The following is a 16,063-nucleotide window of genomic DNA, read 5'->3' as shown; positions in this document are numbered from 1 at the left end:
CTCAAGGTGCCGTTCTCCACCGCAGTCCCGCTGATCGAGACACCACCCGTGGGCGCGTCGTTCACGTTGGTCACAGCCGAGGTCGCCACGCTGGTCACCGTCTCCTTGGTGTCATTGCCATCGGTGTAGCTCACCTGCAGCTTGATCGCCTTGCCCACATCGGCATCGCCGAGCTTGTAGGTCGAGGCCGTCGCGCCAGAGATCGCCACGCCGTCCCGCAGCCAGGCATAGGTCAAAGTCCCCAGACCATCCGCGTCCTTCAGCGAAGACGTGGTCGCGGTCAGAGTGCCGTTCTCCACCGCCGTGCCGCTGATCGAGACGCCACCCGTGGGCGCGTCGTTCACATTGGTCACAGCCGAGGTCGCCACGCTGGTCACCGTCTCCTTGGTGCCGTTCTTGTCGGTGTAGCTCACCTGCAGTTTGATCCCCTTGCCCACATCGGCATCGCCGAGCTTGTAGGTCGAGGCCGTCGCGCCAGAGATCGCCACGCCATCCCGAAGCCAGGCATAGGACAAGGTCCCCAGACCATCCGCGTCCTTCAGCGAAGACGTGGTCGCGGTCAAGGTGCCATTCTCCACCGCAGTCCCGCTGATCGAGACGCCCCCCGTGGGCGCATCGTTCACGTTGGTCACGGTCAGGGTAAAGGTCTGGCTAACGCTGGCCTCCTCATCAGCGGCGGTGATCTTCAGATCGACGCTACCGGTGAAGTTCGCGGGCGGGGTGCCGGTCAGGCTGGTTCCATCCGCGCTAAGGGTAATCCACGACGGCGCCGCCGTGCCATCTGCCTTGGTCAGGGTGTAATCCAGCACGTCATCCGCATCGGTGAACGCATCCGCCGCCAAGGCAAAGCTGAACGCCCTGTCCTCGGTCGCCATCAGATTAGACAGCGTTGTACCAACAGCCGGGAGCATGTTTTCAAGCTCTGCATAAGGCAGCGGCTGTGCGAAGTTATCCGCGGTCAGGTCAGCCAACTCCACGCCCTCGAGCACCATGACGATGATGCTGTCGGTGGCCACATTGCCGGTCTGCCCCAGCAGAACGGCAACCCCGTCCACTTGCTGTTCCAGCGCAAAGTAAGTGCCAAAATGGACGGCTTCCGGATCTAGACCGAGGTAGGAGATGAATTCGCTGAGGTCGATGATGTCGCCACCAGCGCCCGCCTCGAAATCTGTCACAGTGGCCCAGGAGCCACCCTCGCCATAGCCGTATTGCTCCGGCCAGACGCCGGGCAGCAGAGTGTCCTGACCCGCACCAAGGCTGATCTGGATCGCACTGCCGACGCCGAAGCGAACGATGTCATCGCCATCCCCCGCGATAACGGTGCCCATGCCTCCGATATCGGCCAGCAAGGTGATGTCATCGTCACCGGAACCACCATCGAGATAAGCGTCTTCGGTAATATATGGCTCACCGTAGATGGTATCGTTGCCCTCTTCGCCGAAGATGGTCGCGCTACCCCATTCGAATTCGAGGGTATCGTTGCCCGCGCCGCCTAGAACGGTGTCGTTGCCGTCGCCGGGGTTAATGAAGTCATCACCTTCGCCACCAAGGATACTGTCATTCCCCTCATAGCTGTAGATGGTGTCGTCACCGCCATGCCCGCGAATGGTGTCATCGCGGTTGGTGCCGTAGATAACTTCGCTATCTTCGTAGCCATCGATGACCGACGGTTCGAGCGTTCCATCATTAATGACGCGCAGGGTATAGGTGCCTGTCTCGCCATCATGATAACCCGCCGCGGAGATGAAATAGTATCCGCTTTCGCTCGGCGTAAAGCCCTCGATCAGGGCATCGACGTCGTAGCCGCCATCATCATTTTGGGTAATCAGGGTGCCAGCGGCATCATAAAGCCACAGGTAGCTGTCGCTGACCGTACCGCCGCCGCTGGGGGAACCCTCCATGCTGAAGCTGTAGCTGTTTCCGGCCTCCAGATAGACCTTGAACCAATCGCGGTCGCCCATCCAATCAAGCGAAGAGAACACGGATCCGCCCACTTCGATCGATGCATCTGTGGTGATGTCGCCCGCGATCTCGACCATTGCGCTGCCATCCAGCGGGAAGGCAGGGCTCAGGTTGTCCGTCGTCAGGTCCTCGACTGCGACGTTCAGCAGGGTCAGCACGACTTCGCTGTCGCCATCCAGATCGCCGTTTGCGCTGAATAGCAGGTTGACGTCATCACCCGACTGCACGAAGCGGAAGTAAACTTCCATCGGGTTCCCTGTTCCCGAGGTATCCAAGTAGGACAAGAAGCCAGAAATATCGACACTATCGCCGCCAGCACCGGTTTCGAAGTCGGTGACGATCGGCGCGCCGCGATCCTCGCCGTAGCTGTTGTAGCGTTCCCAATCCAGCGCGATGGTATCTTGCCCATCCCCCAAGGTGATGATCGCCGCGACGTTCTGATAGGCCGAGACAGTGTCGTCTCCGGAGCCAGCATCGACCGTCACATAGCCCGAGGTATCATCTGCCGAGAGAGAGATTTCATCGTTGCCGTTACCACCGCTGACGGTGACGTCCCCGCCGATGTATTCGTACTGCTCAGTGTTAGTGTCGTAGTCCCAACCAAGATAGGTGTAGGACGCGCTAGCGGTGACATTGATGTAGTCTTCACCATCCCCGCCAAGCAACTCGGCCGAGCCGCCGTAAACCGAGATATACATACGGTCTTGATCAGCCTCGCCATCGACAAACAGAGCCTCACCGCGCGAGACGTTGGCGGAAACAGTGTCGTTTCCTGCGCCACCAACGATGCTTGCGCCGCCTTCGTTCTCGTTGATGTAATCGTCGCCAGCGCCGCCGTCGATCACATCGTAACCGGCTTCGCCATTGATGTCGTCGGCACCGTCACCACCGTCGATGGTGTCGTCCCCTTCGCCGCCATAGATCTGGTCAAGTCCGGCACCGCCATTGATACTGTCGTTGCCACCCGAGCCATAAGCGCCATCGTCGCCATCGCCAGCATCAATGGTGTCGTTGAACTCGGACCCCACCAGATAGTCGCCATCGGCCGTGCCAGTCAGCTGCAGGCCAACCGGCTCGGACCCATCCAGCGGATAGGGCGGATAAAGGTTCGCGGAAGTCAGATCGGCCAGATCGACATTCTGCAGGGTCAGGATCACGCGGCTTTGGGACTCTAGATCGCCGTCCTCGCTGAACACCAGAACCACATCGCTGCCCGACTGGACGAACCGGAAATAGGTCTCCATCAGGTTCCCGTTTTCGGTGGGCGTCAGTCCGGAGACATAATCGGACAGGCTAACGACATCTCCGCCCTCGCCCGCAGTGAAATCAGTCACCGTGGGTGAGGTATTTTCATAGGAGTAACCCGCCCATCTGAGCGCGATCACATCCTGACCTTCGCCCAAAGTAATCTGGGCCAGATAGTCATCGCGGATCGCAACCGAGTCATTGCCTGCGCCCGCATCAACCGTCGGATTTACGAGCTCGCCATACCCGGTGATGTTGATGACATCGTCGCCTTCACCACCACGCACAGTAACCTCGGCGGTTTCCGCGTCGTCGTAGCCATAATAGCTGGAATAGTCATAGAGTTCGGCCGTGATCGTATCGTTGCCGTCCCCGCCATCCAGGACCACCGTCCCGCCATAGGCTTCGACATTGATAGTATCGTCGTCTGCACCGCCATCGACAGTCAGCTCGTCATTCTGGGCCGCATTCGCGCGGATATAGTCACCGCCCGCGCCACCGATGATCGAAGCGCCGCCCGAATAGTCGTAGAGGCTGTCGCTACCATCGCCGCCATCCAGCGTATCCAGACCGGCACCACCATTGATGTAGTCGCCATCGGCCCCACCGCTCAGGCTGTCATTACCGCCGTTGCCGTAGATGTCGTCATAGCCACCTGCACCGTTGATCGTGTCCGCAAATTCGGTGCCCGTCAGATAGTCGTACCCTTCGGACCCGGTCACGTTCAGGCCTTGGGGCGTCGAACCATCAAGCGGATAGTTGAGCCACAGGTTCTCGACCGTCAAATCCGCCAGAGTGACATTCTGCAGGGTCAGGACGATTTCGCTGTCACCGTCCAGATCGCCACTGGCGCTGAACAGCAGGGTCACATCGGCACCGGACTGTACAAAGCGGAAGTAGGTTTCGAACGGGTTACCGTTCTCGGAATCCGGCAGATAGGACATGAAGTTCGACAGGTCGATCTTGTCGCCGCCAGCACCGGCCACGAAATCGGTCACCACTACGCCGCCACGGTCAACGCCGTAGTCATAGGTGTAAGTGTCCCAAGTCAGAACAATGGTGTCCTGCCCATCCCCCAATGCGACCGTTGCCGCAGCATCCTGAGACAGCGTGACGGTGTCGTTCCCCTCGCCCGCGTCGGCGGTAAAGTTTGCCGAGACATCGCCAGCGTTCAGGTAAATCCGGTCATTTCCGGCGCCGCCATTGACGGTGACATCGCCGCCGGAAGCCGTGTAGGAATAGGTGTAAGTTTCATAGTCATAGTCGGATTGGATGTGAGCCGATCCATAGACGCGGACATAATCGTCCCCGTCACCCGCGTCGATCTCGGCAGTGCCACCGTAAACATCAACGTAGATTTCATCGTCATCCGCGCCGCCCTTGACGACCAGGGACTCGCCGCTGCTCGCAGTCGCTTCGATATAGTCATAGCCCGCGCCGCCATCGATCGATGCGCCGCCAGACCAATCATAGAGGGTGTCGCCGCCGTCCCCACCTTCGATGGTGTCGTAACCGTCTCCGCCAGAGATATAGTCGCCGTCTGCCCCGCCACTCAGGCTGTCATCACCACCGTTGCCATAGATGTTGTCGTATCCGCCTGCCCCAGAGATCGTATCGCTGAACTCGGTCCCTTCGATGTAATCGCTATCCTCGGTGCCGGAGAGGAAGTTGCCTACAGGTGTAGACCCATCCAGCGGCACGTTGGGGCTGATGTTGTCCTCGGTGATATCTGCCAGAGCCACATTCTGCAGCGTCAAGATAACTCGGTTGTTCCCGTCCAGATTGCCCGACGCGCTATAGAGCAGCACCACATCGTCGCCCGACTGCGCAAGGCGCAGATAGGTCTCAAACGGGTTGCCGTTCTCGGTCGAGGGCAGGTTCATGAGAAGGTTCGACAGGGACAGAACGTCCCCTTCGGCGCCTGCAGTAAAGTCCGTCACAACCGGCGGCGAGTCTTCGATCCCATCATAGCTATACCAGTCGTCGTTCAGGCTGACAGAGATCGTATCCCGGCCCGCGCCAAGCGTGATCACTGCCGTTACATCATCATAAACCGAGACCGTATCATCGCCATCGCCAGCCTCCACCGTACTGTTGCCGCTGGCGCCATAATTGTAAACGTTGATGCTGTCGTTCCCGGCGCCGCCGAGAATGGTCGCTTCGCCCCGATCAACGGTGTAATCGTAGACCCATCCTCCCAGATCGTAGTCATAGTGATCGGACATGCTGACCGAGGCAGTTACACTCGCATTGATCACGTCATCGCCGTCGCCGCCGTCGATCTGGGCCGTGCCCGCGTAGACATCAACGCTGATCGAGTCAGACCCTTCGTCGCCATTGGCAATCACAGTCTCGGTCGCGCTCACCGAAGCGTAGATATTGTCGCCGCCCGTGCCGCCGTTAATCGAGGCACCGCCCGACCAGTCGTAAAGGTTGTCGCTACCGTCTCCGCCGTCGATGGTATCAAAGCCAGAGCCGCCTTCGATGTAATCACCATCTGCCCCGCCGCTCAGGCTGTCGTTACCGCCATTGCCATACATCTCGTCAGATCCGCCCTCGCCAGAGATCGTATCCCCAAGCCCGGTCCCTTCGATGTAATCGCCATCCTCGGTGCCCGTAATCGTGTCACCAAGCGGCTCGGAGCCATCCAGAGGGTAACGCGGATCCATATTGTCTTTGGTCAGATCGGCCAGATCGACATTCAGCAGGGTCAGGACGACCGCGCTGTCGCCCTCCAGATCGCCGCTTTCGCTGAACATCAGGACCACATCTGCACCCGACTGGACAAAGCGGAAATAGGTCTCGAACGGGTTGCCGTTCTCGGTCGGATCAAGCCAGTCGACAAAATCCGAGAGGTCGATCGTGTCGCCACCCGCGCCCGCCACAAAGTCGGTCACAACGGGTCCAGGACGCGGGTTGTCCACGTTGGCCACCCATTGATCCCAGCTCAGGATAATCTTGTCCTGACCCGCACCAAGGGTGATTGTTGCCGCAGCATCCTGAGACAAGCTGACCGTATCGTCGCCTTCGCCGGCATCGACGGCAAAGAAGGCCGTGTAATCGCTGGTCTCCAGCTGGATACTGTCATCGCCCGATCCAGCGTTGACCGTGACCTCACCACCTTCGGCAGTGTAGCTCCACTGGTCATAGCCCGTTTCGGGATCATAGACGTAGTCGCTTTGGAGAACGGCAGAACCGTATACGCGCACCGTGTCGTTCTCCGCACCGGCGTCGATCTGCGCAGTGCCGCCGTAAACACTCACATCGATGTAGTCAGACCCGTCGCCGCCGTCGGCAATGACCGTGTCGCGTTGGTTGATACTGGCGTGGATATAGTCGTCACCCGCACCACCGTTGATCGATGCACCGCCCGAGTAATCGTACAGGTCATCGTCTCCTTCACTGCCATTGATGGTGTCAAAACCGGTGCCCCCGTTGATGTAATCGTTCTCAGCACCTCCACTCAGGCTGTCATCACCGCCATAACCGTCGATCTGGTCATATCCGCCTTCGCCAGAGATCGTATCGCCGAATTCGGTTCCCTCGAGGTAATCGCCGTTCTCGGTGCCGATCAGGGTCTCGCCCACCGGGGTCGAACCATCCAGCGGATAGGCCGGCGTCACGTTGTTCTCGGTAAAGTCAGAGAGCTGGACGTTCTGCAGGGTCAGGATGACACGGCTGTCGCCTTCTAGATCACCGGAAGCACTGTAGCTGAGCACCACATCAGCGCCGGACTGCTCGATCTGCAGATAGGTGCCAAAAGGGTTGCCACTCGCCGCTTCGGGAAGGTTTTGGACCAAGCCCTCAATGTCCAGCGTGTCGCCCTCGGTCCCGACCGTAAAATCGGTGACAACTGTGTGGCCGATATCCTCGGACTCGTTCCAGTTGTTACCATTCTGGCTGATCACGAGCGTGTCGCGCCCCTCGCCCAAGGTGATGGCGCCGGCATTATTGTCCTCGATGTAAACAGTATCGTCACCCGTACCTGCATCCACCTCGACGAGCGCGCTAAAGCCGTAGTTGTTCAGGCGGATGGTGTCATTCCCCTCGCCGCCAGCAACGGTGACATGGCCGACGACAGTTTCGCGGGACTCGGTTCCCGAATAGGTCGAGTAGTCATATTCGTAATGGTAAAGAATCTGGGAATTTGCAGAGACCGAGATGTAATCATCGCCGTCTCCACCGCTTACACTCGCCGATCCGCCATATACATCGCCGAAGAGTTCATCGCTGTCCTCGTCGCCAGACGCGGAGACCGTCTCATTCGCATTCGCCGAGAAATTGATGTAGTCCTGACCAGTGCCGCCTGTGATCGAGGCGCCGCCTGACCAGTCGTCGATCCAGTCATTTCCCTCACCGCCTTCGATCGTATCGAAGCCAGCACCACCGTTGATGTAGTCTCCGCCTGACCCACCGCTCAGGCTGTCATCGCCGCCGTTTCCGTAGATGTCGTCAGATCCGCCCTCGCCAGAGATCGTATCGCTAGACACGGCCCCCGTGAGGTAATCTCCATCATCCGTTCCTACAACGGCATTCCCCACAGGGGCCGAACCATCCAGAGGATAGCTGAGCCACAGGTTCTCGACCGTCAGATCAGCCAGCGTTACATTCTGCAGGGTCAGGACGACTTCGCTGTCACCATCGAGATCGCCACTGGCGCTGAACAGCAGGGTCACATCGGCACCGGACTGTCCAAAGCGGAAGTAGGTTTCGAACGGGTTACCGTTCTCGGTATCTGGCAGATAGGGCATGAAGTCAGACAGGTCGATCTTGTCGCCGCCAGCCCCAGCCACGAAATCGGTCACTACGACACCGCCGCGATCAACATCATAGTCAGAGCCGTCGCGATCCCAAGTCAGAACAACGGTATCCTCGCCATACCCCAATGTGACCGTTGCTGCAGCATTCTGAGACAGCGTGACGGTGTCGTTTCCCTCGCCCGCGTCGGCGGTAAAGTTGGCCGAGACATCGTTTAAGTTACCTGCGACCAGGGAAATCACGTCATTTCCAGCGCCGCCATCGACGGTGACATCGCCGCCGGATGCCGTGTAGGAATAGGTATTGGTTTCATAGTCATAGTGGGATTGGACATTCGCCAATCCATAGACGCTGACATAGTCGTCTCCGTCCCCAGCATCAATATCCGCGCTGCCGCCAAAAACACCGACACTAATCCCGTCGTTGTCGGCGCCACCTTTGATGATCAGTGTTTCCCCGGTGTCCGCACTGGCATAAACATCGTCAGATCCGGCGCCCCCATCGATTAAAGCGCCGCCCGACCAGTCTTTTAGAAGGTCATCACCATCACCCCCCTCGATTGTATCGAAACCTCCGCCACCGTTGATATAGTCGTCTCCATCTTCGCCAGATATGGAATCCGGAAAGGCCGAACCTATAAGATCATCGGATGTGTCAGTTCCTACGATCTCATAGCCAGTATTGGAACCGTCCAACGGGTAGCGGCCCACCAAGTTATCTGCGGAGAAATCGGCCAGAGAAACTTCTTCCAGGACAAGTAATACGCTGAAATCGTTTATGAAATCACCAGTCTCGCTGGCCAGAATGACCAAAGACCCGTCTGTTTCCGTCAGAGCAAGATGCTGAGAAAAAGGATTTTCATCTTCGTTTAGATTGTATTGGGACCACATGAAGCTCTGCAGATCGATTTCATCGGAGCTAACATCAAATCCACTTACGATCGTAGACCCATCATCTTGGTATGAATAAGAGATGTGATCCGAGTCCAGATCGCTTTCAACATATGAAAACCCGTAAACCCAAAGTGTGCTCATGTATCGCTCCGCAAATTTTCCCGTAAGGTAAAATATTTATAACCCAAAATGATTTTGCGGTGATGGGACACAGTTATGGGGATTCAATCAATCAAAACCTTCTGAAGGGTCTGGCCGGCTAACTTTAAAGCAAAATTCCGGTAGAAGGATTTTGTTTCTATTTGATATATTAAATTGTTATCATGGGCATCTATTTGCGCCTTGAAAAACTGGACCTATGAAAGAAAGATCAAAACTAATGAAAACTCGTCTCTTAGAAATTGCTCACATTTCGGCAGAATAGATACACACCCATAGGTAATGGATTCATTACCCACTTAATGTTCACGTTAGCCATAATCAGCCTACGCTCGCCTTCATTGGATCTTACATCGAGGCAACCCAAAAGGAGGTAATATCCTTGGCGGTGATCCTGCCGCTGACATGAATGCGCCTAGGGCAACCCGCACCCCTCCCGCACCCCTTGGGCCCCGATGGCGCCTTGGGAAACCTCTGGTCTGCATAGAGCATTCCCTAAAGCCCTTCGGTCTCTGTTTGCCTTGACCTCCTCAGACACCTCACAATCCGAAGAAAGCCCAAAAACCGACCGCCCGCTGCGGGTATGCAGCAGGCACATAGCCGCACTGCAGCATTGATAATTGTCGCAGCGATAACATTCAGGCATGATCATGGGATAGATGCTGCCTCTCCTCCTCCCTGGCAGCTTCTGGAAAATTCAGGCGGCACACATCTCCTCCTCCCTTGTGTGTCGCCTTTTTTCGTTTTCAGCTCTCCCTTCGCCCCATGCTCTGAACCCGTGCTCATAAAAATTCGACGGAACTGCGCGCCTTTCTCGTAGAATGGGCGCAGAACAGGACGTCACATGGCACTTACACAATACAGCAAATTCGCTCTTCTTGCTGCCGGAGCCGCCGCATCATTGGGGTGGTTCTATGTCAGCGAAATCTCGGCGCAGGGTCGCAGCTTGCAGACCCCGCCGGTTGAAATCACACTGAAATCCGACTTCGAAGTCCCGCCTGCAGATGACCAGACCAAGGCCATCACGACCGCCGCAAAGGCCTTTCTGGACAGCCTGACGGAAGAGCAGCGCGCGGCGACTTTGTTCGCGTTCACCGACAACACACAGCGTTCGAACTGGTCGAATTTTCCGGACGGCCCCGTGGTGCGCAAGGGCGTCATGCGGGGTGATCTGACCGATACCCAGCTGGAGGCGCTGAACACCCTTCTGCGAACCGTGATGAGCGAAGAAGGCTACCAGAACGTCGTTTACCAGCTCGCGGCCGAAGACAGCCTTGGCAACGGGTTCGGCGGGCCGAATTTCGGGGACGAGTTCTATTATGCCTCGTTCCTTGGCACCCCGGCAGAGGATGCGCCGTGGATGTTCCAGTTTGGCGGGCACCATCTGGCGATCAACGTGACCATTTTCGGGCCTGACCTGACGTTCTCGCCGATGTTGACCGGAGGGGAGCCCCTGCGGATCGATGTGGATGACCAGACCATCAACATCACCGAAAAGGAAACCGTGGCCGCTCAGGCGTTTCTGGACAGCCTGAATGCCGTCCAGAAAGCGGACGCCATTCGCGGGCGCAAACCCATCAACTTGCTGCTCGGCCCCGGCGCCTTTGGCACCACCCTCGCCCCCCGAGGGCGTCAAAGGCGCGACCCTGACCGAGGCACAGAAGCAGATGCTGCTTGATGTGATTTCCGCTCGTCTCGGGTTCATCAATGCCGATGACTTTGCCGCCAAGATGGAGGTGGTACGCGCGGAACTGGACGATACCTATTTCGGCTGGTGGGGCCCCGAAGGGTCGCTTGGCGCAGCCTATTTCCGTGTCACCGGGCCGTCCGTGATCATGGAATATGCCCCGCAAGACATCGACGCGGACCCCACCGACCACGCGCACAACATGTACCGCGACCCGCAGAACGACTACGGGATCAAGTGGATCGCCGCCGAATGAGGGCACTCTGGACGATTGCGTTGGCAGCTCTGGCAGGGCCGCTGGCCGCCCATCCTCATACAAGCGTCGATCAGCAAGTCCATATCGCGATCGGGCCCGAGCAAGCCAAGGTTGCAATACGGATCGTTCCGTCCGCCGCTGACGGCGACGTGACCCGCGCTGTGCTGGATCTGGATGGCAACGGGGTGATTGATCCCGCAGAGGCCGATGTTTTCCGGAACACTGTGATTGGAGCGCTGTCGGTGACATGGAGTGAAACGGCGATCGTTCCGATAAACGCCGATATCCGGATTGCCCCCTTGGAGGACCTTGCCGCGGGGCTTGGTACAATCGAATTGACTGCAGACTTTCCGATCAATACGCCCCTGCGGTCGCTGGAAATCGAGATGCTTTATGACGGACTCGGGGCGGAGTGGTTTATCCAGCCGTTTTTCTTTGACGGAGTGTTTGCCGACAACCCTCCCCGCATCACTCGGTTCGACGACACTAACCGGATCGAATTAGACGCGGTCTAATGAGACCGCGCTTTCACTGCATTCATTTGTGAAATGGCTTGCGCAGCGCATAGGCCGCAGCGGATTGCCTGTCCTCGAGGAACGGATGCTATTTGACCCAAACACCCGTGCCGATTGGACAATTCAGCCGCGCAAATCGGGTCATGAATACCGGCCTTGGCACAAACGCGCCCGGCCCGGAGACTTCCGTGGAATGACTTAAGCGCGGGGCGCATTTCTGCCTCGGGATTATTTCCAAGGAATGACATAATGCGTATCCGCTTTCTGAAAGAAGACAGCTTCTTTTTCGACATCGTGACTGACGGTGTCCTGAAAAACGTTCTATGGGGCGGCAAGGTCGTTATCGATGTTCCCCGAGAGACTAGCATTCTTCTGGATGTCGAAAATCTGGTGCGCGCGCCGGGCGGGACACCCGAGGCGGGCACCATTACATCGATTGAATTCTCGTCTTGGGATGCCGAACCCGAAGTGGCTTTCTTTGACGAAATCTCTTGGGACCTGGGTGTTTTTCTAACTGCGCGAAGCGCGCTTCAGGCCGGCGATGCCACACTCATGGCGGACCTGTTCAGCTCTGACGGCGTGATCGAGGTCTATTCCCGAGGGTACGAGGGGTTCAAGTTCTCCAGAGCTTTCAACACTATTCTCGAGGCCATTTCCGTTCCGGTGACATTTGTCGGGGGCAGTTACAACGATCTGGCGGCAGGGGGACGTCGCAGCGACATACTGAGCGGCCGCGGCGGCGATGACAAACTGTGGGGGCATGGCGGAGCCGACGTGCTGACGGGCCAAAACGGGGATGACCTGGTGATCGGCGGGTCCGGCAACGACACCATGCTTGGTGGGCACGGATCGGACGAACTGCGGGGAAATTCTGGCCGCGACCAGATGCAAGGCGGCGGCGGGGACGACATTCTGCTCGGCTACAAAGGCCGCGATTACCTGCACGGAAACAAGGGAAATGACGCACTGTCCGGTGGATCAGGCGATGACCTGCTGGCGGGCGATCAGGGGGCGGACACTCTGACGGGCGGGTCCGGAGGCGATACCCTCGCCGGTGGTGCAGGGGCCGATGTGCTTTCAGGACTGGCGGGCGATGACCTGCTTTTCGGCGGTTCCCAGAACGACACGATCGATGGCGGTGATGGTCAGGACAGCCTCGCGGGCGGCAGAGGGTCCGATTATCTGCTCGGCGGGGCCGGCGACGACGAACTGCGCGGGCACAGTGGAAATGATGTGCTCGACGGGGGCGAAGGGGCCGATCTCTTTGTCTTTAGCGCGATTGGCGCGACCTATGCCATAGAGAATGCGGAATGGGGATTTACCGAACCCGGCGGCACCTTCGGCGCGGACGGAGATGACACAATCACCGCGTTCGAGGCCGATGATATGATCCAAATCGAAGACCGGATTTTCGATGCAGGCCAGCTGACGGTTTACCTGGATGACGAAAGCAACATCAGCGGTGCCGACATTTGGATCGAAACGGTCGAAGGCGAAACCGGCACCGACACGGTGATCCATTACGATCTGGACGAACAAGGCGATTACCGGTCCAGCATCACGATCCTGACTATGGAAGCAGAAGCTCTGCTCGCCGAAGAGTGGGCTGTCTGACGCCGTATTCTCAGGCACCCTGCCCTCGCAAACCGTTATGTAAGCCTGTCTTGAGTATAGAAATGCGGGCTTATGCTAACTTGTTCCATGGATACTTCCTCATTCATGTGATGTGACCCACATCACCTTGGCACATTGCGATGCCGTAGGGAGGGGGTATCCACCCCATCAGTTCGAGGCCGCCCGCAGCATTTCTGACAGTCCAAGGTCAGCAATGCGCAGATAGCGTATCTGGCTCTTCAGAAACAATTTCTCGAAAGCGGCCTCTCAGGCAGAGCGCGGCGATCGGCCGCTCTCGCGAAAAGCTCAAAAACGTGCCATAACCGCATGGACTCTGCTATGATGTTCTGTCCCGGCTAACCTCATGAAAACGCTAAGGCCAATGGGGCCGGACAGAAACGACCGTTTTTGGCTGGGAAGTTTTGGCAGGGGGTTATTGTCCGCCATCGCACCAAACCTGAGTTCACGCTACGGTTCTGGATCAAGTCAATTTAAATTTCATTTTTTTGCTCCAGCACCATCCGCACCACTCAGGTGCGTAGTTCCTGTGGATAACGTGTTCCGTTCTTTGTCCTTCCGATGACCCAGTGTCCTTACTTTTGGGTCTCCGGCAAACAAGAAGCAGCTCATTTTTTGGAAAAAATCGTGTTAAGGTTGTAATGGAATCATTTTTTACATCTTTTAATTGTAAGGCGAATGAACCAATGCAGAAGCCACACATTACAAATAACCCTATTACAATTCCAATCGGAACATATAATGGCAAGAAAATATTCGGCAGTCCGCCTGCCGGAGTGGTTCCAATCGGTGTGGATAAAGACACGTCGCTTTGGTGCTTTGTCGTTCAACGTGAAAAGTTGCGTCTTGTCGGGTCGCTCGCCAACCATAGCACAGTGTCGACGTCGTCATTGCAGTACACAAACGAGCAAGGGTCCACTATTGGCTTTGCAGAACAGTTCGGCGTGTCTGTGACGGCGACCGCGGGCATCGACGTCAAAATTTTCAGTGCTTCGGTCAGTGCTACAGTGTCAGCGTCACTGACATTTTCTCAAGCGTTTTCAAAAATGACGTCTCATCAGGTGACGGCACCAGCGCAACCCAACAAGATAACGTGTGTTTATGAAGGTGCGATGGATATCACATATTATTGCCTGCGGAGTATGCCGAAGCTTGCAATAGACAAGAACGACAATCCAGTTTTCGAGAATGGTAAGGTGAAGCTTGAACCTATGTTGTATCTCTGGTGCGAAGTAAAAACTGACTCGATTGAAACTGGTGGGTTTGCTGTAAAGGAATTCGATCTGGGAACGATACCACCTGCACCGTAGTTTTTAGCAGGGCTTTCATGCAGATGCTCTACCCCGGATAACTTTAAGGCAGCTTTCGTTGCATGGGTTCATGCGGAAGAGCGCGAAGCAATTTCCGGGCTTTCGGTTTTCAGGAGCGTCAAACAAGCCGAGTTCATTGAGAGGGCCACCGATGCCTCACGAAGAGAACGACGTCGCTGCCTATGACTTTGTTGTAGAACTCGAGAGAGCGGCGCACGTAGCTATGAATTTTGGGTATACCTCGGCGGTACTTGAATCATGTTAGCCGCCTGATCTCGCACAGAAAGTAAACGACACGGAAGAGGTCGTACTGGCGATACTGTAGGCTGCTGAAGACTAGCAGAATAACCGGCTGCTCAGCCCATGAATTGACAGAACTCATACGTTTTGCCACTGGCAGAAACAACCGTTTTTGTCCCGTTCCAAAAACGGACCTTGGGCGGAGGTCGGCTTCGTCCCGCACAGTGCTCGTCCAATAGTCTAGGGATCAAGGTCCGCTTCACCGTGCGGGGTAATTCGAGACGAATGTCGAGTTTGGGCTGAGAGCGGACCTGCGGCGGCGCAGCGCCAGAAGCGTGTACTGACATTAGGCAAACGTCATTCCCGGCCCTCTCCGGACATTCGCCGGGCAAGCTATCGCTGCGGGGCAGCTTCACCGAAGCGGCCATCCAAGGCATCGCGCAGCATTGTAAAACCGACCAATGTCCGCAGTGCGGACAAAGCAGCCATCTACTTGCTTATTTTGAACGGCCGGACAACACTAACCTATGTCCAGAGAAGCTGATGAGATCACAGGTCTATATCGCCGACACGCACAGGCTTGGGCCCGCCTTCGAGGCTCAGAGCCTCAGGAGGAAGTTTGGCTTGAGAAATTCGTTCAGCTACTGCCCGCCACCGGTTCAGTCTTGGATATCGGGTCCGGGTCTGGAAAGCCAATTGGCCAATATCTTTTTGACAAAGGCTTCGCCGTCACTGGGATCGACGCATCCCCAGAGTTGATTGAGATTTCGCGAAGAAATTTGCCAGAGTGTGACTGGTTGATTTCAGATATGCGTGACCTTCAACTGGACAAGAAATTCAATGGCATCGTGGCGTGGAATAGCAGTTTTCATCTGACACCAAATGGTCAACGCCAGATGTTTCCGGTGTTTGAACGGCATGCCGCGCCTGCGGCAACGCTTATGTTCACCAGCGGACCATGCCACGGGGATGCAATTGGTGAGTTTGAGGGGGAGCCACTATACCACTCCAGTCTAGATTGCGAGGAATATCGCACACTGCTGGACCGGCACGGCTTCGGGATCATAGATCACATCGCCCAGGATGAGCTTTGTGGTCTACATACGGTTTGGCTCTGTCGATACAGGGATACTGTTTGAGATCGGATAAGTCGTCAAAGCCGCCATTGGTTCTCAGCGCAGCATCGGTCAACATGGGCTCGAAGCGGTCTTATGTTGAGACGCGGCGGGTCGTGCGCTTGCACGCAGCAGTGGTCGTCGTTCCCGGCCCTCTACAGACTCTCATGACCGGCGCGGCGGATGGCTGCTTTCTGCTTCCAGCTCTTTGTATCGACCCACTGAAATTCTGTTCATATCACAAGGGAGAACGTAGCCACGAGTAAGACGATGGACACCCAAACATCGAAC

The 16,063-nt window shown here is 56.8% G+C and carries 5 protein-coding genes and 1 pseudogene; 5 read left to right on the top strand and 1 reads right to left on the bottom strand.

The window, feature by feature from the left end; all coding sequences use genetic code 11:
- Positions 1–8,675 (bottom strand): calcium-binding protein (locus tag HJ536_RS20310; protein ID WP_338082468.1); only part of this gene is annotated, 8,675 nt, incomplete at its 3' end.
- A 1,186-nt stretch (positions 8,676–9,861) separates the two neighbouring features.
- Here HJ536_RS20310 and HJ536_RS20305 point away from each other — a divergent pair.
- The 5 genes and pseudogenes from HJ536_RS20305 to HJ536_RS20280 all read left to right on the top strand — a co-directional run bounded on the left by HJ536_RS20305 (position 9,862) and on the right by HJ536_RS20280 (position 15,796).
- A pseudogene (locus tag HJ536_RS20305) lies at positions 9,862–10,960 on the top strand (DUF3500 domain-containing protein).
- Positions 10,957–11,475 carry a DUF1007 family protein gene (locus HJ536_RS20295; RefSeq protein WP_177159210.1) on the top strand — a complete coding sequence of 173 codons (519 nt, stop codon included), beginning with the start codon at positions 10,957–10,959 and terminating at the stop codon, positions 11,473–11,475. The pseudogene HJ536_RS20305 and the gene HJ536_RS20295 overlap by 4 nt, the downstream one beginning before the upstream one ends.
- A gap of 249 nt (positions 11,476–11,724) precedes the next feature.
- Entirely contained in the window at positions 11,725–13,089 is a 1,365-nt protein-coding gene (locus HJ536_RS20290; RefSeq protein WP_177159209.1) for a calcium-binding protein, read from the top strand.
- A 704-nt stretch (positions 13,090–13,793) separates the two neighbouring features.
- Complete coding sequence (locus tag HJ536_RS20285; RefSeq protein WP_177159208.1) at positions 13,794–14,417, top strand: hypothetical protein; 624 nt, start codon at positions 13,794–13,796, stop codon at positions 14,415–14,417.
- Between the two features lie 767 nt (positions 14,418–15,184).
- Complete coding sequence (locus HJ536_RS20280) at positions 15,185–15,796, top strand: class I SAM-dependent DNA methyltransferase (protein WP_177159207.1); 612 nt, start codon at positions 15,185–15,187, stop codon at positions 15,794–15,796.
- Positions 15,797–16,063 lie beyond the last annotated feature (267 nt).

This window comes from Donghicola mangrovi (assembly GCF_013377535.1).
In the GTDB taxonomy this organism is placed as follows: domain Bacteria; phylum Pseudomonadota; class Alphaproteobacteria; order Rhodobacterales; family Rhodobacteraceae; genus Donghicola; species Donghicola mangrovi.
This window is presented reverse-complemented; position numbering and strand designations above follow the sequence as displayed.